Annotated in this window: 36 protein-coding genes; 34 read left to right on the top strand and 2 right to left on the bottom strand. The window is 39.3% G+C overall.

The window, feature by feature from the left end:
* Positions 1-15: 15 nt before the first annotated feature.
* Both BGO84_RS04295 and BGO84_RS04290 read left to right on the top strand, forming a co-directional pair.
* Positions 16-624: a LuxR C-terminal-related transcriptional regulator gene (locus BGO84_RS04295; protein WP_283685425.1), complete on the top strand. Its 609-nt coding sequence runs from the start codon at positions 16-18 to the stop codon at positions 622-624.
* An 11-nt stretch (positions 625-635) separates the two neighbouring features.
* Positions 636-1,340, top strand: coding sequence for a hemerythrin domain-containing protein (locus tag BGO84_RS04290; RefSeq protein ID WP_006841778.1), 705 nt, complete (start codon positions 636-638; stop codon positions 1,338-1,340).
* Here the strand turns inward: BGO84_RS04290 and BGO84_RS04285 are convergent, their stop codons facing one another.
* Complete coding sequence (locus tag BGO84_RS04285; protein WP_291027894.1) at positions 1,341-2,810, bottom strand: oligosaccharide flippase family protein; 1,470 nt, start codon at positions 2,808-2,810, stop codon at positions 1,341-1,343.
* Between the two features lie 9 nt (positions 2,811-2,819).
* The gene (locus BGO84_RS04280; RefSeq protein WP_291027892.1) at positions 2,820-3,323 is read right to left on the bottom strand and encodes a hypothetical protein; all 504 of its coding nucleotides are present in this window, start codon (positions 3,321-3,323) and stop codon (positions 2,820-2,822) included.
* A gap of 259 nt (positions 3,324-3,582) precedes the next feature.
* On the opposite strand from BGO84_RS04280, the gene BGO84_RS04275 reads away from it, so the two are divergent.
* The 32 genes from BGO84_RS04275 (at position 3,583) to rpsD (ending at position 22,076) form a co-directional block, all read left to right on the top strand.
* Complete coding sequence (locus tag BGO84_RS04275; protein ID WP_135105506.1) at positions 3,583-5,187, top strand: aromatic hydrocarbon degradation protein; 1,605 nt, start codon at positions 3,583-3,585, stop codon at positions 5,185-5,187.
* Between the two features lie 267 nt (positions 5,188-5,454).
* The gene (gene rpsL / locus BGO84_RS04270; protein ID WP_006841782.1) at positions 5,455-5,868 is read left to right on the top strand and encodes a 30S ribosomal protein S12; all 414 of its coding nucleotides are present in this window, start codon (positions 5,455-5,457) and stop codon (positions 5,866-5,868) included.
* Positions 5,869-6,030: 162 nt separating this feature from the next.
* A complete protein-coding gene (gene rpsG, locus BGO84_RS04265) occupies positions 6,031-6,507 on the top strand; it encodes a 30S ribosomal protein S7 (RefSeq protein ID WP_006841783.1) in 477 nt (158 codons plus the stop codon).
* 23 nt (positions 6,508-6,530) lie between these two features.
* Positions 6,531-8,654 carry an elongation factor G gene (gene fusA, locus BGO84_RS04260; protein WP_291027890.1) on the top strand — a complete coding sequence of 708 codons (2,124 nt, stop codon included), beginning with the start codon at positions 6,531-6,533 and terminating at the stop codon, positions 8,652-8,654.
* 91 nt (positions 8,655-8,745) lie between these two features.
* Complete coding sequence (gene rpsJ, locus BGO84_RS04255; protein WP_006841785.1) at positions 8,746-9,051, top strand: 30S ribosomal protein S10; 306 nt, start codon at positions 8,746-8,748, stop codon at positions 9,049-9,051.
* A gap of 38 nt (positions 9,052-9,089) precedes the next feature.
* Positions 9,090-9,710, top strand: a complete 621-nt coding sequence (gene rplC / locus BGO84_RS04250; protein WP_135105508.1) for a 50S ribosomal protein L3 — start codon at positions 9,090-9,092, stop codon at positions 9,708-9,710.
* The gene (rplD, locus tag BGO84_RS04245) at positions 9,710-10,342 is read left to right on the top strand and encodes a 50S ribosomal protein L4 (RefSeq protein ID WP_135105509.1); all 633 of its coding nucleotides are present in this window, start codon (positions 9,710-9,712) and stop codon (positions 10,340-10,342) included. The genes rplC and rplD overlap by 1 nt, the downstream gene beginning before the upstream one ends.
* Positions 10,343-10,354: 12 nt before the next feature.
* Positions 10,355-10,648: a 50S ribosomal protein L23 gene (gene rplW / locus BGO84_RS04240; protein ID WP_006841788.1), complete on the top strand. Its 294-nt coding sequence runs from the start codon at positions 10,355-10,357 to the stop codon at positions 10,646-10,648.
* Between the two features lie 7 nt (positions 10,649-10,655).
* On the top strand, positions 10,656-11,480 hold the full coding sequence (gene rplB / locus BGO84_RS04235) for a 50S ribosomal protein L2 (RefSeq protein WP_135105511.1): 825 nt from the start codon (positions 10,656-10,658) through the stop codon (positions 11,478-11,480).
* A 25-nt stretch (positions 11,481-11,505) separates the two neighbouring features.
* Complete coding sequence (gene rpsS, locus BGO84_RS04230; RefSeq protein ID WP_006800257.1) at positions 11,506-11,775, top strand: 30S ribosomal protein S19; 270 nt, start codon at positions 11,506-11,508, stop codon at positions 11,773-11,775.
* Positions 11,776-11,817: 42 nt separating this feature from the next.
* Complete coding sequence (rplV, locus tag BGO84_RS04225) at positions 11,818-12,225, top strand: 50S ribosomal protein L22 (protein WP_006841790.1); 408 nt, start codon at positions 11,818-11,820, stop codon at positions 12,223-12,225.
* Between the two features lie 7 nt (positions 12,226-12,232).
* Positions 12,233-12,985 (top strand): 30S ribosomal protein S3, encoded by a 753-nt coding sequence (rpsC, locus tag BGO84_RS04220; protein WP_006841791.1) that lies wholly within the window; start codon positions 12,233-12,235, stop codon positions 12,983-12,985.
* Between the two features lie 21 nt (positions 12,986-13,006).
* The gene (rplP, locus tag BGO84_RS04215) at positions 13,007-13,438 is read left to right on the top strand and encodes a 50S ribosomal protein L16 (protein WP_006841792.1); all 432 of its coding nucleotides are present in this window, start codon (positions 13,007-13,009) and stop codon (positions 13,436-13,438) included.
* Between the two features lie 5 nt (positions 13,439-13,443).
* On the top strand, positions 13,444-13,638 hold the full coding sequence (rpmC, locus tag BGO84_RS04210) for a 50S ribosomal protein L29 (RefSeq protein ID WP_135105512.1): 195 nt from the start codon (positions 13,444-13,446) through the stop codon (positions 13,636-13,638).
* 10 nt (positions 13,639-13,648) lie between these two features.
* The gene (rpsQ, locus tag BGO84_RS04205) at positions 13,649-13,906 is read left to right on the top strand and encodes a 30S ribosomal protein S17 (RefSeq protein ID WP_006800252.1); all 258 of its coding nucleotides are present in this window, start codon (positions 13,649-13,651) and stop codon (positions 13,904-13,906) included.
* 2 nt (positions 13,907-13,908) lie between these two features.
* Positions 13,909-14,274: a 50S ribosomal protein L14 gene (gene rplN / locus BGO84_RS04200; protein WP_135105513.1), complete on the top strand. Its 366-nt coding sequence runs from the start codon at positions 13,909-13,911 to the stop codon at positions 14,272-14,274.
* A 19-nt stretch (positions 14,275-14,293) separates the two neighbouring features.
* Entirely contained in the window at positions 14,294-14,611 is a 318-nt protein-coding gene (gene rplX / locus BGO84_RS04195) for a 50S ribosomal protein L24 (protein ID WP_006841795.1), read from the top strand.
* The gene (rplE, locus tag BGO84_RS04190) at positions 14,611-15,174 is read left to right on the top strand and encodes a 50S ribosomal protein L5 (RefSeq protein WP_006841796.1); all 564 of its coding nucleotides are present in this window, start codon (positions 14,611-14,613) and stop codon (positions 15,172-15,174) included. Before rplX ends, rplE begins: the two co-directional genes overlap by 1 nt.
* A 1-nt stretch (position 15,175) precedes the next feature.
* Entirely contained in the window at positions 15,176-15,445 is a 270-nt protein-coding gene (gene rpsN / locus BGO84_RS04185) for a 30S ribosomal protein S14 (protein ID WP_135105514.1), read from the top strand.
* 65 nt (positions 15,446-15,510) lie between these two features.
* Entirely contained in the window at positions 15,511-15,906 is a 396-nt protein-coding gene (rpsH, locus tag BGO84_RS04180; RefSeq protein ID WP_135105515.1) for a 30S ribosomal protein S8, read from the top strand.
* Between the two features lie 22 nt (positions 15,907-15,928).
* Entirely contained in the window at positions 15,929-16,483 is a 555-nt protein-coding gene (gene rplF, locus BGO84_RS04175) for a 50S ribosomal protein L6 (RefSeq protein ID WP_135105516.1), read from the top strand.
* A gap of 19 nt (positions 16,484-16,502) precedes the next feature.
* Positions 16,503-16,847: a 50S ribosomal protein L18 gene (rplR, locus tag BGO84_RS04170; protein ID WP_291027887.1), complete on the top strand. Its 345-nt coding sequence runs from the start codon at positions 16,503-16,505 to the stop codon at positions 16,845-16,847.
* A gap of 5 nt (positions 16,848-16,852) precedes the next feature.
* A complete protein-coding gene (rpsE, locus tag BGO84_RS04165; RefSeq protein ID WP_006841801.1) occupies positions 16,853-17,371 on the top strand; it encodes a 30S ribosomal protein S5 in 519 nt (172 codons plus the stop codon).
* Positions 17,372-17,391: 20 nt separating this feature from the next.
* On the top strand, positions 17,392-17,568 hold the full coding sequence (gene rpmD, locus BGO84_RS04160; protein ID WP_135105518.1) for a 50S ribosomal protein L30: 177 nt from the start codon (positions 17,392-17,394) through the stop codon (positions 17,566-17,568).
* 31 nt (positions 17,569-17,599) lie between these two features.
* On the top strand, positions 17,600-18,049 hold the full coding sequence (rplO, locus tag BGO84_RS04155) for a 50S ribosomal protein L15 (RefSeq protein WP_135105519.1): 450 nt from the start codon (positions 17,600-17,602) through the stop codon (positions 18,047-18,049).
* 1 nt (position 18,050) lies between these two features.
* Positions 18,051-19,367, top strand: coding sequence for a preprotein translocase subunit SecY (gene secY / locus BGO84_RS04150; protein WP_135105520.1), 1,317 nt, complete (start codon positions 18,051-18,053; stop codon positions 19,365-19,367).
* Positions 19,368-19,379: 12 nt separating this feature from the next.
* Complete coding sequence (map, locus tag BGO84_RS04145; protein WP_283685422.1) at positions 19,380-20,180, top strand: type I methionyl aminopeptidase; 801 nt, start codon at positions 19,380-19,382, stop codon at positions 20,178-20,180.
* An 18-nt stretch (positions 20,181-20,198) separates the two neighbouring features.
* Positions 20,199-20,417, top strand: a complete 219-nt coding sequence (gene infA, locus BGO84_RS04140) for a translation initiation factor IF-1 (protein ID WP_006841806.1) — start codon at positions 20,199-20,201, stop codon at positions 20,415-20,417.
* A gap of 14 nt (positions 20,418-20,431) precedes the next feature.
* Positions 20,432-20,548 carry a type B 50S ribosomal protein L36 gene (ykgO, locus tag BGO84_RS04135; RefSeq protein ID WP_006841807.1) on the top strand — a complete coding sequence of 39 codons (117 nt, stop codon included), beginning with the start codon at positions 20,432-20,434 and terminating at the stop codon, positions 20,546-20,548.
* A gap of 33 nt (positions 20,549-20,581) precedes the next feature.
* Complete coding sequence (rpsM, locus tag BGO84_RS04130; protein WP_135105522.1) at positions 20,582-20,962, top strand: 30S ribosomal protein S13; 381 nt, start codon at positions 20,582-20,584, stop codon at positions 20,960-20,962.
* 10 nt (positions 20,963-20,972) lie between these two features.
* Positions 20,973-21,362, top strand: a complete 390-nt coding sequence (rpsK, locus tag BGO84_RS04125) for a 30S ribosomal protein S11 (RefSeq protein ID WP_006841809.1) — start codon at positions 20,973-20,975, stop codon at positions 21,360-21,362.
* A 105-nt stretch (positions 21,363-21,467) separates the two neighbouring features.
* A complete protein-coding gene (rpsD, locus tag BGO84_RS04120; protein WP_006841810.1) occupies positions 21,468-22,076 on the top strand; it encodes a 30S ribosomal protein S4 in 609 nt (202 codons plus the stop codon).
* Positions 22,077-22,082 lie beyond the last annotated feature (6 nt).

Here is a 22,082-nt window from a genome sequence, read left to right as displayed (position 1 = left end):
GAAAACTATCGAAAGATGTCTAAAACGAAGAAAGTGCTGGCTGTAGCCGAAACTTCATATATTATTCGTAAAGGTCTGGTTTATGTTTTATCTCAGCTAAATAGCGTCGGTAAAGTTGTAGAATTGAGAGAAATGGAAGATATAAATTATCAGATAAATATACTCAAACCGGATGCTGTTCTTATCAACCCCATGTTGCTGGGGCATACATCAAGGCATGATATCCGGCAGCAGCTCAATTTGGATAAACATACAGCAATAATAGCTTTGGTTTATAATCTTATTGATGAGCAGTTTTATCGTTCCTATGACGCAGTTATACGTATAAATGATTCGGAATCGAAAATTGAAGAAACTTTACTTAAATGTCTTGAGAAGGAAACGGGAGGACAGTCAGACACCGAAGAGTTGAGTGATAGAGAGAAAGAAATTTTGATAAGTGTTGTAAAGGGCATGAGTAATAAAGAAATAGCCGATCATCATAGTATCTCTATTCATACGGCGATTACGCACCGCAGAAATATTACACGCAAATTGAAAGTTCATAGTATTTCTGGATTGACTATATATGCAATAATTAATAAATTAGTGGATATTTCGGAAATAAAATATCAAGACGAATAAACTTGTACACAATGCAGAATGTAACAATCATATTTAATAAGAAAATGAAAATGTCGGAGCTTATAGATGCCGACTACCACTTATTATTATTGCTCAATCGGTTAAATATTTCGCTTGGGTTCGGCGAAAAAAGTGTTGAGGCAGTTTGTAAAGAAAATGATTTTGATACAGATTGTTTCCTATTCCTTGCAAACTATCAATCAAATAAATGTATAACCAATATACAGGAGGTGTTCAGTAAATTGCCTCTTGCTCCGTTTCTCAGATACCTTAAAAATTCACACAGTTATTTTCTCGAAAGAAGGCTTCCGAATATTCGCCGTAAGCTTGAATTGGTTTTCCCCGAAACAGACAAAGCATTACAAACCGTTGTTCTTGATTTCTTCGACAATTATACCAAAGAAGTATTGGAGCATATGAGATATGAGGATGATGTTGTTTTTCCTTATGTCTACTCTTTGATTGATAAAGATGCCAATAAGCAATACTCTATCAATATATTTGAAGAACGGCATAATGATATTGAGGGAAAAATAAATGACCTGAAACAGATATTGTTAAAGTACGTTCCGGGCACGACAGATCAGATGTTGATGGTAAATGTTCTTACCGAATTGTATATGTCCGAAGAGGAGCTCGAAGCGCATACCTTTATAGAAGACAATCTGGTTATTCCACGTGTAAAAGAAATAGAGAAAGAGCGCAAAAAGAAGTAATTACTCTTTCTTAAACCAACTACCCAAATCTTTTAAGTTGAAAACTTTCTTCAATTTGAAGAAGGCATACAGTATGGAGGCACATAATGTGATCCCTCCTAAATATTTGTATTGCGGTATATACATCACAATAAGAAATGTAATGCAAATCAGCATTAGATTTATCAGTATCATTGAAATGATCGTATTAGTCCATTTGAAATCTGAGAGCTTACGTCCAATAATGTATACAAGAGGCAGATATACAATATAGGAAGCCAAATATGCAATTCCTGTCGCATCTAATCCATACAGCGGGTAGAGTATATATGCGGAGAGAAGATATACGCTATAATATGCGGCTTCTGACATAAAAAACACAAGTCCTTTATTTTTCACGAGCATAATAAAGGCTATTGGCCAGCTTAGTACTTTGAAGAATGAGCCTGCTACTTGCCAGCATAAGAGTGTATTCGCCCCCGAAAATTTCCCCGAATAGAGTACTGATAAAGCGAAGTCGGAGAACAGCATCATGCCTATAACAATAGGAGAGGCAATAATCAGTACGATATAGCTCTGTTCATTTATGAGTGCTTTCATTTTATCCTTTTCGCTCGCTATTGCCGAAAGACGAGGATAAAAGTCTGATCCCATCGATCTGAGTATGAGTGCAAGATATACATTTGTTATTGTCCATGCCGATTGAAATAGTCCTGCTGCTTCAATATCATCGGTTCGTGTGATGTATGCTCTGATGAGAAACATGCTCACAGTACTTACAAGCGCTGCCGATACAATGTAAATTCCAAGTTTTAGAGAGCTTAATCCTTCGTGGAAAGCTTCTTTATTCGAGATGTTAGCTTTCTCTATACTTTGTTTTCTGTAATAAAATTCAACACAAAGAAAAGATATTCCTCCCGATACAATAAAAGCAGGGATGATACCTTCCAGCCCGAAGATAAAATATATAGGAATGGTGATAATTAAGCCTATTAAACTACCCCATACAGCAGATTTTGCCATCTCGGGAATTTTGTGCATCCCCTGTAATATGGTTGATTTGCCTGTTGTAAGTATTGCCAGAAATACGCAAATAGCCAAACCTGCAATTGGTAGAGTATATTTGTTGCTGTCGAATGCCCAAAGGCTAATCGGATAGCATAAGATGAGGCAAATGACAGAGCCTATGATTGCCGACCATTTGAACCAAATATTAAGGCTTGATATCACTCTATTGAGGACTGTCAGGTCTTCTTTGGCTTCGGTTTCGGCTATGTCTTTTACTCCCGCAGTATCCAGTCCGAGGCTGAATCCTGATCGCATCATATCTATGATAGACTGGTAGATGCCGATAATGCCTATCCCCGTGGGTCCTAACAATATGGCAATAATCTTGGTTCGGATGATACCAATGAGAATAATCAATGCCTGAGATCCGCCAAAAATGGTGGTAGACTTTATTATCTGTTGATATGAAGATTTCTTGCTCAATGTTATACTTTAAGGTTTGGTCTTTATTTCAAAGTTGTTTTTAATTGTCTCAAAGCTTTTGTTCAGACTATCTTCCGTGTCGCTTTGTATTATGATTAGATAGCTCATATTTCCTACTTTAAGAGCGAACGTGTTTCCGTAAGATTTTTTAGAATCTCTAACGATCGTAAATTCAGAAGATAATGCATCATATTTGCCAAATTTGGATGGAATGATTTTCTCTGCTGAGTATTCAAACTTTGTTCTGTCTACATTTTTTTGATGCGTTTCTATTACTTCCTTTAAGTCTGTACTTTTTTCTGTAAATGTTATAAATATAATGTTATTTCCTTCTTTTCCTTTTATAGAATATGATTCTCCGGGCAATTCGTTTGTTTCTACAGTCCAGCTATGTGGATATTCGAAAAGTACCCCTTCATAAAAAAGTTTCTTTTCAGCATTGCCACTAATGCATGAAAGAAAACAAGTAATTAACCCTATGTTTAGCGCAAGAAAGAGAGCGGATCTGTTCATGTTACTTTTGATGAATGATTATGCAAATCTATTATTTTTTTACTGTTTTGCGCTAAATATCAATATCAAACGAAGATAAAATGCATCGATACTGTATTGTGGTTCTTAAATAATGTGCGGATTTCAGAACTTTAAATATTAGTTGCATAGACAACATGTATTTGATAATCAATAAGATAATGTTCATTTTTAACATGGTTTCTTTTGAAACTAATAGATTCCTTATATCTTTGTGCCCAATTTTAATTAATTATATCAAATGAATATGAAGAAGACATTGGCTATTGCTGTTTTAGCCCTGTGTAGTACCTCGCATGTCTTTGCAGGAGGTATTCTTACCAATACGAATCAGAGTGCACATTTCATCAGAATGGTTGCTCGTGACGCATCTGTGCAAATAGACGCCGCTTATACAAATCCTGCGGGGCTTGTAAAACTTAACGATGGTTTCCATTTTTCTTTTTCCAATCAGAGTGCTTTTCAAACAAGAACGATAACTTCCACTTTTGCTCCATTTGCAGGGTTTGGTGGCGATGCTACAAAAAGTTTTAAGGGAACAGCTTCAGCTCCGATCATTCCTAGTATTCAGGCTGCATACAAAAAAGGTAAATGGGTACTTTCCGGAAATATTGCAGTGACAGGCGGCGGCGGTAAAGCTACATTTAATGATGGGTTGCCTTCTTTTGAATCAACTATATCAATGTTGCCCGGTTTGCTTGCTGCGAGCGGAATCACCACAAATAACTATTCGGTAGATGCATATATGCGTGGTTCATCATTTATATATGGTGCTCAGATCGGAGGAAGTTATGCTATTAATAATATGTTTTCGGTATATGGCGGTTTTCGTCTTAATATAGTAAATAACAGGTACGAGGGACATTTGAGGAATATATCTTTTAACCCTCAACACCCGATGTTAAATCCTACAGGAGGCATGATGTCTGCTCAGACCTTTTTTAATGACGCTGCTTCGTTGGCGAAGGGAACTGCAGCAAATCTGAATCCTTTTATCGAAAGTGGAGCCGGTGCATACACTGTGGGGCAACTGATTACTGCAGGAAAGCTGTCGCAAGCGATGGCCGACCAACTAAGGGCTGGATTGAATATTGGCAATGCCGAGCAGTTTAATCAAATGCAGATACAGCAGGTTCAGGCTGGATATGTAATTGCAGGGCAGGCGTATGAAAATAATGCAAAAGCTGTAGCTGATAAAAATCTTGATTCATCACAATCCGGATGGGGTATATCTCCTATTCTTGGGTTCAACTTCAGCTATAATAACTTGAATGTCGGTATGAAATATGAGTTTCGTACAGCTCTCAACGTAGAGAATAAAACCAAAGTTGATGATACAGGCTTGTTTAAAGATGGAGTAAATACTCCTCACGATATTCCTGCTCTATTCACAGTGGGCGCTTCTTATCAGATTACCCCGAAACTATTGGCAAGTGTTGGTTATCACCACTTTTTCGACTCAGATGCTAAAATGGCAGACGATAAACAAAAGCATATAAACGGAGGTACAAATGAATATTTATTTGGAGCCGAATATAAAATAGACGACATGTTCTTGGTAAGTGCCGGAGGGCAAATCACCCGCTATGGCGTAAAAGATGAGTATCAGAGAGATTTAAGTTTCTCTATCAACTCATATTCTATAGGTTTAGGTGGTGCTGTAAATGTTGCCAAAAACGTTCTTATAAATGTAGGTTACTTCTGGACAACATATTCTGACTGGACAAAAGACAATCCAAAATATGTTGCAATACCAAATACCAACCCTCAGGCTTATCTTGCTGGAAAAGACGTATTCTCACGTACCAACAAGGTATTTGCTGCTGGAGTGGACTTTTCATTCTAACAGAAGCGTTTTATAAAAACTACGGAATTTTAGTGGCAAGATGGAATATTCAAGTTCCATCTTGCTTTTTTTGTTCAATTTTCTTTTCAAATATTTGTGTAATTAGCTGATTATGTCTACATTTGCAACCCGAATAATGCATGAAAAGGGCTTGTTCTGATGGCAATGTGTTGATTGTCATTCGAATAGTGTTCGTTTCTTGTGTTATTTGCTAATTAAATGTATAATTAAAAACTGAATTTAAAAAGTTCTAAAGATTAAAACAACATGCCTACAATTCAACAATTAGTAAGAAAAGGACGGGCGGTTTTGGTTGAAAAGAGTAAGTCTCGTGCATTGGATGCATGTCCTCAACGTAGAGGTGTTTGTATCCGTGTATATACAACAACTCCTAAGAAACCTAACTCAGCGATGCGTAAGGTAGCACGTGTGCGTTTAACAAATTCAAAAGAGGTGAATGCTTATATACCTGGAGAAGGTCACAATTTGCAGGAGCACTCAATTGTACTTGTTAGAGGTGGTCGTGTGAAAGACCTTCCGGGTGTTCGTTACCACATTGTACGTGGAACATTGGATACTGCAGGAGTAAATGGTCGTACACAACGCCGCTCTAAATACGGAGCAAAACGTCCTAAACCGGGAGCACCAGCGGCAGCTGCAGCTAAGGGTAAGAAAAAATAATTACCTGAGGCAATCCCTTTAACCGAGATTTTTAATTAAGTATTAAAACGGTTTAAGTTTATTGGATAGGCTATATATAGGTTGAGTAAATAGTTCGGCGGAACTTTTGAAGGCATCTAAAATTGGCAACCAAAAACAAAAACAAAATTTTTCAGTAAAAAAATGAGAAAAGCAAAACCAAAGAAAAGACAGATCCTACCGGATCCTGTTTTCGGTGATGTAAAGGTTACAAAGTTTGTTAACCACTTAATGTATGATGGTAAAAAATCTACTGCATTCGATATCTTCTATACTGCATTAGAGATCGTGAAGAAGAAATTACCAAACGACGAAAAAACTGCTCTCGAGATATGGAAAGCAGCTCTAGATAATGTAACTCCTCAAGTAGAAGTGAAGTCACGCCGTGTAGGTGGTGCAACATTTCAGGTTCCTACCGAAATTCGCCCAGACCGCAAAGAATCTATCTGTATGAAAAATCTTATCCTTTATGCTCGCAAGAGAGGTGGTAAGACTATGGCAGACAAATTAGGCGCAGAAATCTCAGATGCATACAACAATCAAGGAGGCGCATTCAAAAGAAAAGAAGATATGCATAGAATGGCTGAAGCTAACCGTGCATTCGCTCATTTCAGATTCTAACAAAAAGGAAGAGTTAAAAAACAATGGCAAAGGTTAATGACAGTTTAAAGAATACAAGAAATATAGGCATCATGGCGCACATCGATGCCGGTAAAACCACTACTTCTGAACGTATCCTGTTCTATACCGGTCTTACACATAAGATTGGAGAGGTACATGATGGCGCTGCCACTATGGACTGGATGGAGCAAGAGCAAGAAAGGGGTATTACTATTACATCTGCCGCTACCACAGCAAGCTGGAAGTATGACAATGAAATGTTTAAGATCAACTTGATCGATACTCCCGGACACGTTGACTTTACAGTAGAGGTAGAGCGTTCACTCCGTATTCTTGATGGGGCAATTGCTGCTTACGATGCTGTAAGTGGTGTTGAACCTCAGTCGGAAACAGTATGGCGTCAGGCTGACAAATACGATGTTCCTCGTATGTGTTATGTAAATAAAATGGACCGTTCGGGAGCAGATTTCTTTGAAGTGGTACGCCAAATAAAAGAAATGTTGAATGGTAACCCATGTCCGGTTCAGATTCCAATTGGAGCAGAAGAACACTTCAGAGGAATCATCGACCTTATCAAAATGAAGGCGATGTACTGGCATGATGAAACAATGGGTGCAGACTATGAGTTGGACGAAATTCCTTCCGAATATCTAGCTGAAGCTCAAGAGTGGAGAGAAAAAATGCTTGAAAAAGCTGCAGAATGTGATGAAACGTTGATGGAGAAATTCTTTGATGATCCGTCTTCAATCACAGAAGAAGAAATTATCGCAGCATTACGCATCGGTACTCTTTCTATGCAGATCAATCCAATGTTGTGTGGTTCTTCTTTCAAGAACAAAGGAGTTCAACCGTTATTGGATGCTGTATGTAAATTCTTGCCTAGCCCAATAGATACTGTAGCTATCGAAGGAATAGATCCAAGAACAGGTGCTACTATCGTTCGCCACCCAAGCCCAAGTGAGCCGATGGCTGCTTTGGCATTCAAAATCGCAACAGACCCATTCGTAGGACGTTTGTGTTTCTTCCGTGTTTACTCGGGGGAATTAGCAGCCGGATCGTATGTTTATAACAGCCGCTCTGAAAAGAAAGAACGTATCTCACGTTTGTTCCAGATGCACTCTAACAAGCAAAATCCGAAAGACGTAATTGGTTGTGGAGATATAGGTGCAGGTGTAGGATTTAAAGATATTCGTACAGGTGATACACTATGTGACGAAAACAATCCGATCGTACTTGAATCTATGGACTTCCCAGAACCGGTTATTGGTATCGCTGTTGAGCCGATCACTCAGAAAGATGTGGATAAATTGGCTACAGGATTAGGAAAACTTGCTGAAGAAGATCCAACATTCCGTGTTCACACCGATCAGGATTCAGGTCAGACTATTATCGAAGGTATGGGTGAGCTTCACCTTGAAATTATCATCGACCGTCTGAAACGTGAGTTTAAGGTTGAATGTAATCAAGGTCGTCCTCAGGTATCATATAAAGAAGCAATTACTCAAACTGTTGATCTTCGTGAGGTTTACAAAAAACAAACCGGGGGTCGTGGTAAGTTTGCCGATATTATTGTTAAAGTTGGTCCAACAGATCCTGGATTTGAAGGAGAACTTCAATTTATCGATGAGGTGAAAGGTGGTAACGTTCCTAAGGAATTTATCCCTTCAGTTCAGAAAGGATTTGCTGCTGCAATGAAAAATGGTGTACTTGCAGGATATGCGCTAGATAAACTGAAAGTTGTTCTTATTGATGGTTCTTACCATACAGTGGACTCTGACCAGTTGTCATTCGAACTTTGTGCTAAGCTTGCTTTCAGAAATGCATGTGAGAAAGCCGGACCTACATTGCAAGAACCTATCATGAAACTGGAAGTAGTAACTCCGGAAGAAAGCATGGGTGATGTGATTTCTGACCTTAACAAACGTCGTGGTCAGGTAGAAGGTATGGAGTCTAGCCGTTCAGGTGCACGTATCGTAAAAGCTAAAGTGCCTTTGGCAGAAATGTTTGGATATGTGACTTCTTTGAGAACAATCACTTCGGGTAGAGCAACGTCAGCAATGACATTCTCTCATTACGAAGAAGTTTCGCCATCTATCGCACGTCAGGTATTAACTGAGGTTAAAGGTCGCGTTGATTTGATCAAATAACAAAAGAGACTGCAATTAGTAAATGACTCTTAATTGCAGTCTTTAATATTTTTATATAGAATTTATTTTAATAATTAACTAAAAACAAACGATGAGTCAGAAAATTAGAATTAAACTGAAATCGTACGATTACACATTGGTAGACAAGTCTGCTGAGAAAATCGTGAAAACAGTGAAAGCAACAGGTGCAGTAGTAAGCGGTCCAATTCCGTTACCAACTCACAAACGTATTTTTACTGTAAACCGTTCAACTTTCGTAAACAAGAAATCTCGTGAGCAGTTCGAACTATCTTCTTATAAAAGATTGATCGATATCTACAGCTCAACAGCAAAAACTGTAGATGCACTCATGAAGCTGGAATTGCCAAGTGGTGTAGAAGTAGAAATCAAAGTTTGATGAAAATTTATATTAGTTTAAATAAATAATTTAGAGAAATGCCAGGATTATTAGGAAAGAAAATCGGAATGACATCCGTATTCAGTGCCGAGGGAAAAAATATTCCATGCACTGTTGTCGAAGTGGGTCCTTGTGTTGTTACTCAGGTTAAAACATCTGAAAAAGATGGTTACGAGGCTGTACAGGTAGGCTTTGTTGAAAAGAAAGACAAGCATACCAGCAAGCCCGAAATCGGACATTTCAAGAAAGCCGGGGTTGCACCTCAAAGACACTTGGCCGAGTTCAAGTATGAAGAGAAATACAATCTAGGAGACGTTATTACAGTAGACGGAATGTTCTCAATGGACGACCCTTTTATTGACGTAACTGGAGTGTCGAAAGGTAAAGGTTTCCAAGGGGTTGTTAAACGCCATGGTTTCCGTGGGGTAGGTGAAGCTACTCTAGGACAACATAACCGTCTTCGTGCTCCGGGTTCTATCGGAGCTTGTTCGTACCCTGCAAAGGTGTTTAAAGGAACAAGAATGGGTGGTCAGATGGGTAACAAACAAGTTACTGTTCAAAACCTTGTGATTATTAAAATAATTCCGGAACATAATCTTTTGTTAATAAAAGGTTCAGTACCGGGAAGTAAAGGTTCAATCGTTAGAATAGAAAGATAATGGAACTGAGTGTATTAGATAAAAACGGTAAAGAAACCGGTAAAAAAGTAGCGTTGAACGATGCTATTTATGCAATTGAGCCTAACGATCATGTTCTTTGGTTGGACGTGAAGCTATATCTTGCGAATCAACGTCAAGGTACTCACAAGACTAAAGAAAGAAGTGAGATGTCGGGAAGTACACGTAAGTTGATCCGTCAGAAAGGTGGAGGTGGTGCTCGCCGTGGTGATATCAATTCACCTGTATTGGTTGGTGGAGCACGTGTATTTGGTCCAAAACCAAGAGACTATGGCTTCAAGTTGAACAAAAAAGTAAGAGTACTTGCACGTAAATCTGCCCTTGCTGCTAAAGCAAAAGAAAATCAAATATTGGTAGTTGAAGACTTGTCTTTCGACTCTCCAAAAACTAAGGATTTTGTAGCATTGGCTAAAAATTTGCAAGTGGCTGATAAAAAGATACTTCTAGTTTTGCCAGACCAAAATAAAAATGTATATTTGTCGGCTCGTAATTTAGAAAGAGTAAAAGTTGTAAAAGCTTCTGATTTAAATACTTACTCAATACTTAACTGTACAAGTCTAGTATTGGCTGAGTCTTCGGTTGCTATTATAGATAATCTTTTATTAAAAGCATAAGGAGAGAATACTATGGGAATTTTGATAAAACCAATTTTAACAGAAAAGCAAACCGCGATTTCAGAAAAGTTTCCGAATCGTTACGGTTTTCGTGTTGCTCCAAGTGCAAACAAAGTGGAGATTAAGAACGCAGTAGAAGAGCTTTATGGCGTAACAGTTAAGTCTGTAAATACAATTAACTACTCCGGAAAGCTAAAAAGCCGTTACACAAAAGCTGGTGTGATAAAAGGTAAAACTCCTGCATTCAAGAAAGCAATAATCACCCTGAAAGAAGGTGAAAGTATAGACTTTTTTAGTAATATCTAAATAAAAAATGGCAGTACGTAAATTAAAGCCCACAACACCGGGGCAGAGACACAAAATTATTGGTACATTCCAAGAAATCACTGCAAGTGTACCAGAAAAATCCCTTGTAGTCGGTAAAAAAGCGTCTGGTGGCCGTAACAATACCGGTAAGATGACTATGCGTTATCTCGGCGGCGGTCATAAGAGAAAATTCAGGCTCATAGACTTCAAGAGAACGAAAGACGGAATTCCAGCCACTGTAAAAACAATCGAATATGATCCGAACCGTTCGGCTCGTATCGCTTTGTTGTATTATGTAGACGGAGCTAAAACTTATATCTTAGCACCAGAAGGTTTGGAAGTAGGTCAAACAGTGGTATCCGGAGCTGATGCTGCTCCTGAGGTTGGTAATGCATTGCCTTTGGCAAAAATTCCAATCGGTACAGTTGTTCATAATATCGAACTTCGTCCTGGTCAGGGAGCTAAAATGGTTCGTTCGGCAGGTGCTTTTGCACAGTTAACTTCTCGCGAAGGAAACTACGCAATCATAAGAATGCCTTCAGGCGAAACACGTAAGATCCTTGCAACATGCAAAGCTACTATCGGTAGCGTAGGAAACTCAGATCACGGACTAGAGAAATCAGGTAAAGCCGGTCGTTCTCGTTGGCTTGGCCGCCGTCCTCACAACCGAGGTGTAGTAATGAACCCTGTCGATCACCCAATGGGTGGTGGTGAAGGTCGTGCTTCAGGAGGTCACCCACGTTCACGTAAAGGATTGTACGCTAAGGGTCTCAAAACTAGAGCTCCTAAGAAACATTCTTCTAAGTACATAATCGAAAGAAGAAAAAAATAATAACCTGATTAATCAATAGAAAATTATGAGTCGTTCGTTAAAAAAAGGCCCGTATATTAATGTTAAGCTTGAGAAAAAAGTCTTGGCCATGAATGAGTCAGGTAAGAAAGCTGTGGTTAAGACATGGGCAAGAGCTTCAATGATATCCCCCGACTTTGTAGGCCATACTATTGCTGTTCACAACGGAAATAAATTTATTCCTGTATATGTGACAGAAAACATGGTAGGACACAAGTTAGGAGAATTCTCTCTTACACGTACATTCCGTGGACACGGAGGTAATAAGAAAAAATAATTGGAGCAGAAGCCAGTAAATTAATAAAAAGTAAACATTAAAATGGGTAAAAGAAAACATATAGTAGCTGAAGCAAGAAAAGAAGCTAAAAAGACTATTGCTTTCGCCAAGCTGAATGATGTTCCTACTTCTCCACGCAAAATGCGCCTTGTTGTCGACATGATACGTGGAATGGAAGCATTTAGGGCTCTTGGTGTATTGAAATACTCAAATAAAGAAGCTGCTGCAAGAATAGAAAAATTGTTACGCTCTGCTATCGCCAACTGGGAAGCAAAAAATGAGCGTAAAGCAGAAAGTGGAGAGTTGTATGTATCATTGGTAAACGTAGATGGTGGAGCCATGCTGAAAAGAATGCGTCCAGCTCCGCAGGGAAGAGGTTACAGAATACGTAAACGTTCAAATCATGTGACCCTTCACGTAGATACACTTAATAAAGAAAATCAAAATTAATTAGCAGATGGGACAAAAAGTTAATCCAATAGCAAATCGTTTAGGTATCATCCGTGGATGGGATTCTAATTGGTATGGAGGCAAAAGATATGGAAATACTTTGTTGGAAGACAGCAAAATCCGTAAATATCTGAATGCCCGTCTGGCTAAAGCTAGTGTATCTCGCATCGTTATCGAAAGAACTTTGAAACTTGTAACTATCACAGTTTGTACAGCTCGTCCGGGTATCATCATCGGTAAAGGCGGACAAGAAGTAGACAAGCTGAAAGAAGAGTTGAAGAAGATTACAGATAAAGATATCCAAATCAACATTTTTGAAATCAAAAAACCAGAGTTGGACGCAGTTATCGTTGCCAACAATGTAGCCCGTCAGGTAGAAGGTAAAATCGCTTACCGTCGTGCTATCAAAATGGCAATTGCTTCAACAATGAGAATGGGTGCAGAAGGTATCAAAATTCAAATATCAGGTCGTCTGAATGGCGCTGAAATGGCTCGTTCCGAAATGTACAAAGAAGGACGTACACCACTTCATACATTCCGTGCCGATATTGATTATGCACATGCCGAAGCACTAACAAAAGTTGGTTTGATTGGTATTAAAGTATGGATTTGCCGTGGAGAAGTTTACGGTAAGAAAGACCTTGCTCCTTCATTCACAGCTGCCAAAGATGGTGGACACTCTGGTAACAGAGGTGGAGACAACCGTCGCAACGACAGAGGTGACCAAGGAAAAGGTTTCAAGAGAAATAAGAGAAAGTAATTAAAAAACGTTTGAAGTAAAATGTTACAACCGAAGAAAACAAAATTCAGAAGACAGCAAAAAGGTCGTATGAAAGGCATTGCTCAAAGAGGGCATGAATTGGCTTTCGGTTCATTTGGCATCAAAACCCTGGAAAACAAATGGATCACAGGACGCCAAATCGAAGCGGCTCGTATTGCAGTAACTCGTTACATGCAGCGTCAAGGACAAGTTTGGGTTAGAATTTTCCCTGACAAACCTATCACAAAGAAACCTGCCGAAGTACGTATGGGTAAAGGTAAGGGATCGCCGGAAGGTTTCGTTGCACCCGTTACACCAGGAAGAATCATATTCGAAATCGAAGGTGTATCTTATGATGTGGCAAAAGAAGCATTGCGCCTAGCAGCACAAAAGCTTCCTGTGACTACAAAATTTGTAGTTCGCAGAGATTATGACTTAACTCAAAACGCTTAAGAAGTATGAAAATTGCAGAAGTAAGAGAGCTTTCGGACAAAGAATTGAATGAAAGACTAGATGCTGAAAAAACAGCGTTAGACCAAATGGTGTTAAACCACAGTGTATCTCCATTGGACAATCCGACTAAGATTAAAGAAAAACGTCGCGATATCGCACGTTTCCTTACAGAGTTGCGCCAAAGAGAACTAAAAAAATAATTAAGAGCTGATGGAAACGAGAAATTTAAGAAAAGAAAGATTCGGGGTCGTTTTCAGTAACAAGATGGATAAAACCATCACTGTGGCTGTAAAATGGAAAGAAAAACACCCTATTTATGGAAAATTCGTTAACAAAACGAAGAAATATCACGCTCACGACGAAAAGAACGAGTGCAACATTGGCGACACTGTACGTATTATGGAAACTCGTCCGTTGAGTAAAACAAAGAGATGGAGATTAATAGAAATAATCGAAAGGGCTAAATAATTATGATACAACAAGAATCAAGACTAGTAGTTACTGATAACAGTGGAGCTAGAGAATGCTTATGTATCCGCGTATTAGGCGGTACAAGAAGACGTTATGCGTCTGTAGGGGATGTGATTGTGGTTGCTATCAAGAATGTAATCCCTTCGAGTGATATTAAGAAAGGTGCTGTAACAAAAGCAATGATCGTACGTACAAAAAAAGAGATCCGTCGTCCCGATGGTTCTTATATACGTTTCGACGATAATGCTTGTGTATTGCTAAACGCAGCAGGTGATATCAGAGGAAGCCGTATTTTCGGACCGGTTGCCCGCGAACTTCGCGCAACAAACATGAAAATCGTTTCATTGGCACCAGAGGTACTATAATTCAAAAAACTAAAAAGCAATGAGTAAATTACATATCAAAAAAGGCGATATAGTTTATGTGAATACTGGTGTCGATAAAGGAAAAACCGGTCGTGTGTTGAGAGTCTTTGTAGAAAAACAACGCGCTATCGTAGAAGGCCTTAACATGGTATCGAAACATACTAAGCCTAATGCTAAAAGTCCTCAAGGAGGAATTGAAAAGAAAGAAGCTGCTATCCATATCTCTAACCTGAACGTAGTAGACCCTAAAACAGGAAAACCTACACGTGTGGGCCGTAAAGAAGTAGATGGTAAGCTAGTACGTTACGCTAAAAAATCAGGGGAGGAAATTAAATAATGAGCAATACAACAACTCTTAAGACTGAATATAAAGACCGTATTGTTGCTTCTTTGATGACAGAATTCGGTTATAAGTCAACAATGCAGGTCCCTGTGTTGAAGAAAATAGTTATCAACCAAGGTCTTGGTCTTGCAGTTGCAGATAAGAAAATTATCGAAACAGCAGTTAACGAAATCTCAACCATCACAGGTCAAAAAGCTGTTGCGACATACTCTAAAAAGGATATCTCTAACTTTAAGTTGCGTCGTAAGATGCCGATTGGCGTAATGGTAACATTACGTAACGAAAAGATGTATGAATTCCTTGAAAGACTTGTACGTGTAGCACTTCCTCGTATTCGTGACTTTAAAGGTATCGAAAGTAAGCTTGACGGACGTGGAAACTATACACTAGGTATCGAAGAGCAAATTATCTTCCCGGAAATTAATATCGACAACATTAGCCGTATTTTGGGAATGAATATTACCTTTGTAACTTCTGCAAAAACAGATGAAGAAGGTTATGCTTTACTTAGAGAGTTCGGATTACCATTTAAAAACGCAAAAAAAGAATTGATATAAGATGGCAAAAGAATCAATGAAAGCTCGCGAGGTAAAAAGAGCTAAACTGGTTGCTAAATTTGCAGCTAAAAGAGCGCAGTTGAAAGCCGATGGCGATTACGAAGCGCTACAAGCTCTACCTAAGAATGCTTCACCTGTACGTCTGCACAATCGTTGCAGCCTTACAGGTCGTCCAAAAGGGTATATTCGCCAGTTTGGAATTTCCCGTATCCAATTTAGGGAAATGGCTTCTAAGGGGTTAATACCGGGAGTTAAAAAAGCAAGTTGGTAAGAAATTATTTTAGTATAGAATTAAATATTGTTCCGGTTGCGGAATTAATTTAAATCAATTTAAACATGACAGATCCAATAGCAGATTATTTGACGCGTGTTAGAAACGCTATCATGGCTGGACACAGAGTTGTAGAAATTCCGGCGTCAAATTTGAAGAGAGAAATTACAAAAATTCTCATGGAAAAGGGCTACATCCTTAACTATAAGTTTGTAGACGAGGGTCCTCAAGGTTCAATTAAGATTGCCTTGAAGTATGATCCGGTAAATAAAGTAAACGCGATTAAGAAATTAATCCGCGTATCGTCTCCAGGTCTACGTAAATACGTAGGGTATAAAGAAATGCCTCGTGTCCTTAACGGACTCGGTATAGCTGTAGTATCTACCTCTAAAGGAGTGATGACAGACAAGGAAGCTCGCGAACTGAAAGTTGGTGGCGAAGTAATGTGTTATGTTTATTAATTAAGAGGGAGGATAGAAAGTTATGTCAAGAATAGGAAAATTACCCGTAAATCTTCCGGCCGGAGTAACAGTTACTGTTGGCAAGGATAACGTAATTACAGTAAAAGGACCTAAAGGGGAACTATCGCAAGAAATTAATTCTGATATCAAAGTCTCTGTTGAAGACGGATTGTTGTCTGTGACACGTCCTTCTGATGATAGAATTCATCGTGCGTTACATGGTCTTTACAGATCATTGATTAACAACATGGTTATTGGCGTTTCTGAAGGATATCGCAAAGAGTTGGAATTAGTAGGGGTTGGTTATCGTGCATCGAATGCAGATCAGCTTTTGGAATTATCTTTAGGATTTACACACAACATCCACATGATGTTGCCTCCTGAAGTGAAACTGGAAACTAAATCGGAGAGAAACAAAAACCCTCTAATTATACTAGAATCTTGTGATAAACAGCTGATTGGTCAGATTTGTGCAAAAATCCGCTCATTCCGTAAACCGGAACCTTACAAAGGTAAAGGTATACGCTTTGTTGGTGAGGTTATCCGTCGCAAGTCAGGTAAGGCCGCAGGTAAATAATTCATAAACTGTAGTAATCATGGTAACAAAGACAGAAAGAAGAAATAAAATAAAGATGCGTGTACGTGGCAAGATCCACGGAACAAGCGAACGTCCACGCCTGACTGTATTCAGAAGCAACAAGCAAATTTATGCGCAAGTTATCGACGATTTGACAGGTACAACTTTGGCGGCAGCATCTTCTCTGAAAATATCAGAGAAAGCTCCTAAAAAAGAAATAGCTGCTAAAGTTGGTGAACTTATCGCTAAAAGTGCTCAGGAAGCTGGTATTACAACTGTGGTATTCGACCGTAACGGTTACCTGTATCATGGTAGAATTAAAGAATTGGCAGATGCTGCCCGTAACGGTGGACTTAAATTTTAATAGAAATGGCAGGAGTTAACAATAGAGTAAAATCGACAAACGACATCGAGCTAAAAGATAGACTAGTAGCTATCAACCGTGTTACTAAAGTAACAAAGGGAGGTCGTACATTCAGCTTTGCCGCTATCGTAGTTGTTGGTAATGAAGATGGTATCGTAGGCTGGGGCCTAGGTAAAGCGGGTGAAGTAACTACAGCCATTGCTAAAGGAGTTGAAGCTGCAAAGAAAAACCTTATCAAAGTTCCAATTCTTAAAGGAACAGTTCCTCACGAGCAAATCGCTCGTTTCGGTGGATCTGAAGTTATGCTTCGTCCTGCTGCTCCCGGTACAGGGGTTAAGGCAGGGGGTGCGATGCGTGCCGTACTTGAGAGTGTAGGAGTAACAGATGTATTGGCTAAGTCGAAAGGTTCGTCTAACCCTCACAACCTTGTGAAGGCTACTATCGAAGCTTTGGGCGAATTGAGAGATGCTTACACTGTAGCTCAGAATAGAGGTATTTCTATGGAAAAAGTGTTTAAAGGTTAATTTGCAAAGAAAAAACTATTATGGCAAAAATTAAAATTAAACAAGTAAAGAGCAGAATCAAATGTCCTAAAGACCAAAAGATGACATTAGACGCTTTGGGTCTTAGAAAGTTGAATCGTGTTGTAGAGCATGAAGACACACCGTCTATCAGAGGTATGATCAACAAGGTGAGCCATCTGGTTTCTGTTGTCGAGTAATTTAGTTTAGTAAGATAAAAAAATATAAAATATGAGTTTATCAAATATGAGACCTGCTGAAGGATCAACTAAAACCGGAAAGAGAATCGGACGTGGTACCGGATCTGGTTTAGGTGGTACTTCCACAAGAGGTCATAAAGGAGCTAAGTCCAGATCAGGTTATTCCAGAAAGTTTGGATTCGAAGGAGGTCAGATGCCGATTCAACGTCGTTTGCCTAAATTCGGTTTCAAAAACATTAACCGTGTTGAATACAAAGCTATCAACCTGGATGTTTTACAACGTTTAGCTGATGCTAAGAAACTTACTAAGATCGATGTTCAAACATTGATCGAAGCCGGTTTCCTATCAGGTAATCAATTAGTAAAGATACTTGGAAACGGAGCCCTTACAGCTAAAGTTGATGTAGAAGCACATGCCTTCTCTAAGTCAGCAGAAGCAGCTATTGAGGCTATAGGTGGAACAGTAACAAAACTGAAGTAAGATGGGATTGGTAAAAACACTGGAAAATATATGGAAGATTGAGGACCTTAGAAAAAGGCTCCTCATCACCTTCTTTTTCGTAGTGATCTATCGCTTCGGAGTTCACATCATCCTTCCCGGAGTAGATCCTCAGCAGCTTGCAAACTTGCATTCGATGACTGCCGGAGGTTTGCTCGGAATATTGGATATGTTCTCGGGAGGTGCATTTGCCAATGCGTCGATCTTTGCATTAGGTATCATGCCTTATATCTCGGCATCAATCGTTATCCAATTATTGGGTATCGCGATACCATATTTCCAAAAGTTGCAGAGAGAAGGCGAAAGCGGACGTACCAAGATGAACCAATATACACGTTATCTGACAGTGGCAATCCTTGTATTCCAAGGACCTGCATACCTGTTGGGAGCGTTAGGACCTGCAGCCCCTTCTTCATGGGATTTTCTTATTCCTTCTACAATTATTCTTGCGGGAGGTAGTATGTTTGTTCTATGGTTAGGAGAGCGTATCACAGATAAAGGTATAGGTAATGGTGTTTCTTTCATTATCCTTGTGGGTATCATATCACGTCTTCCTCATGCGCTGATCGGTGAATTTACTTCACGATTGAGCAACCCTGCGGGAGGATTGGTTATGTTTTTGGCAGAAATAGTATTTTTGTTACTGGTTGTTTGCGGAGCAATATTACTGGTACAAGGTACTCGCCGTATACCGGTTCAATATGCTAAGAGAGTAGTGGGTAACAAACAATATGGCGGAGCTCGTCAGTATATTCCACTTAAGGTAAATGCAGCGAACGTAATGCCTATCATCTTTGCTCAGGCAATAATGATGGTGCCTGTTATGTTTGCAGGATTCTCTACCGATAAAACAGGTTTTCTAGGGTCTTTTACCGATCATACAAGTGTAGTATACAATGTTGTACTTGCCGTACTTATTATTGCTTTCACATGGTTCTATACTGCTGTTACCATCAATCCGGTGCAGATGGCAGATGAACTGAAGCGCAACAATGGTTTCATTCCGGGTATCAAACCGGGCAAAAAGACAGCAGACTATATCGACTCGATAATGTCCCGTATAACATTCCCGGGATCATTATTCTTGGCGTTGGTTGCTATCATGCCTGCATTTGCAAGTACTTTTGGAGTAAGCCGTGAGTTTTCTCAATTCTTTGGGGGAACATCGTTGCTGATTCTTGTGGGAGTTGTTTTGGATACACTGCAACAAATTGAGAGCCACCTATTGATGAGACATTACGATGGCTTATTGAAATCTGGTAGAATCAAAGGACGTTCGGGTTCGATCGCAGCTTATTAAGGAGGTTTATAAATGATATTCCTGAAAACAGACGAAGAAATTGAATTGATGCGTGAAGCTAACCGCCTGGTGGGTATGACCCTGGGCGAGGTAGCTAAACATATTAAGCCGGGGGTAACTCCTGCTCAGTTAGATAAAATTGCTAAAGAATTTATATACGATCACGGAGCAATCCCTTCTTTCTTAGGATACAAGGGTGCTCCGGGAACCGTAGATTTTCCGGGTGCTATATGTGCTTCGGTAAACGATCAGGTGGTACACGGTTTCCCTACTGATTATATTCTTAAAGATGGAGATGTGATCTCTGTTGATTGCGGTACTGAGAAGAACGGATTTTGTGGCGATTCGGCCTATACATTTTGTGTAGGAGAAGTTGCGGAAGATGTGAAAGCTTTGTTGCGGACAACAAAAGAATCTCTTTATTTGGGTATAGAAAAAGCTGTAGAAGGTAATCGTATAGGAGATATCGGTGAGGCTGTGCAGACATATTGCGAGAAACGTGGCTATTCGGTCGTTCGCGAACTGGTTGGACATGGTATAGGTCGCAAGATGCACGAAGCACCGGAGGTTCCTAACTATGGTAAACGCGGTACAGGTCCTTTGTTGAAAAAAGGTATGTGCATCGCCATAGAACCGATGATTAATATGGGAAGCAAGAATGTCGTTTTCGAAAATGATGGGTGGACTATAAGAACTCGTGACCGTAAACCTTCGGCTCACTTTGAGCACACAGTCGCTATTCGTCAGGGAAAAGCAGACATATTATCTACATTTGAATTTGTAGAAGCTGTTTTAGGAAGTAACGCAATTTAAAAAACCTTTTATTTATTTATGGCTAAACAATCGGCAATAGAACAAGACGGAGTTATAGTTGAAGCACTATCAAACGCTATGTTTCGTGTAGAACTCGAAAACGGTCACGAAATCACAGCACATATCTCAGGAAAGATGCGTATGCATTACATTAAAATACTTCCCGGAGATAAGGTACGTGTAGAGATGTCTCCTTATGATTTAACAAAAGGACGGATTTCATTCAGATACAAATAAAAAAAACATAAGATATGAAAGTAAGAGCATCAATTAAGAAGCGTACTGCTGACTGCAAGATTGTCAGAAGAAAAGGTCGCTTATACGTGATAAACAAAAAAAATCCTAAGTTCAAACAACGTCAGGGATAATTTATTAATTTTGCAAATTAATCTAAAAAATATATGGCAATAAGAATAGTTGGGGTCGATTTACCACAAAATAAGAGAGGCGAGATTGCCTTGACATACATTTATGGTATCGGACGTAGCTCTGCTAACAAAATCCTTGCTGAAGCAGGTATTGATAAAGATATCAAGGTAAAAGACTGGAACGATGATCAGGCCGGAGCTGTGCGTGAAATCATCGCTGCTCAGTTTAAAGTAGAAGGAGACTTGCGTTCGGAAGTACAACTAAACATCAAGCGATTGATGGATATAGGTTGTTACAGAGGTATCCGTCATCGTATCGGTTTACCATTGAGAGGTCAAAGTACTAAGAACAACGCCCGTACACGTAAGGGTAGAAAGAAAACTGTTGCTAACAAGAAAAAAGCTACAAAATAATTAATTTGATATGGCAAAAAAAACAGTCGCAGCGAAAAAGAGAAATGTTAAGGTGGATGCAATTGGCCAGGCTCATGTGCATTCTTCTTTCAACAATATCATTATATCGCTTACAAACAATGATGGGCAGGTTATCAGCTGGTCATCGGCAGGGAAGATGGGTTTCAGAAGCTCAAAAAAGAACACTCCTTACGCAGCTCAGATGGCAGCACAGGATTGTGCTAAAGTAGCATTTGACCTTGGACTAAGAAAGGTGAAAGTATACGTAAAAGGACCGGGCAACGGACGTGAGTCTGCTATCCGTACTATCCACGCAGCAGGAATCGAAGTAACAGAAATCGTTGACGTTACTCCACTTCCTCACAACGGATGTCGTCCTCCAAAACACAGAAGAGTTTAATCAAATTTAAAAATTGGATCTTAAATTGTGATTTGATTACAAAAACCCTCTCTGTAGTCGCGGCTGCACAATTTTAGCTTCATTTCATTATTAATTAGAAAGAAAATGGCAAGATATACTGGACCAAAATCAAAAATCGCCCGTAAATTCGGAGAGCCAATATTCGGACCTGACAAAGTTCTCTCAAAAAAGAACTATCCTCCGGGACAACATGGTAACGGAAGAAAAAAGAAATCGTCCGAGTACGGTATTCAATTACGTGAAAAGCAAAAAGCAAAATATACATACGGAGTACTCGAAAGACAGTTCCGTAATATGTTTGACAGAGCTCTTGCTTCACGTGGAATCACAGGGGAAGTATTACTTCAGATGTTAGAATCAAGATTAGATAATGTTGTATTCCGTCTAGGAATAGCTCCTACAAGAGCAGCAGCACGTCAGCTTGTTTCTCACCGTCATATTGTAGTAGACGGATCTGTGGTAAATATTCCTTCATATTCACTAAAACCAGGCCAATTGGTAGGTGTTCGCGAAAAATCAAAATCACTTGAAGTAGTAGGCGAAGCACTATCTGGTTTTAACCATAGCAAATACCCTTGGATCGAGTGGGATCAAGCTACGATGACAGGAAAATTCTTACATCTTCCTGAAAGAGCGGATATCCCTGAAAACATTAAAGAACAGTTGATCGTAGAGTTGTATTCTAAAAATTAATTAAAT

The organism is Dysgonomonas sp. 37-18, assembly GCF_001899125.1.
Classification (GTDB): Bacteria; Bacteroidota; Bacteroidia; order Bacteroidales; family Dysgonomonadaceae; genus Dysgonomonas.
This window is presented reverse-complemented; position numbering and strand designations above follow the sequence as displayed.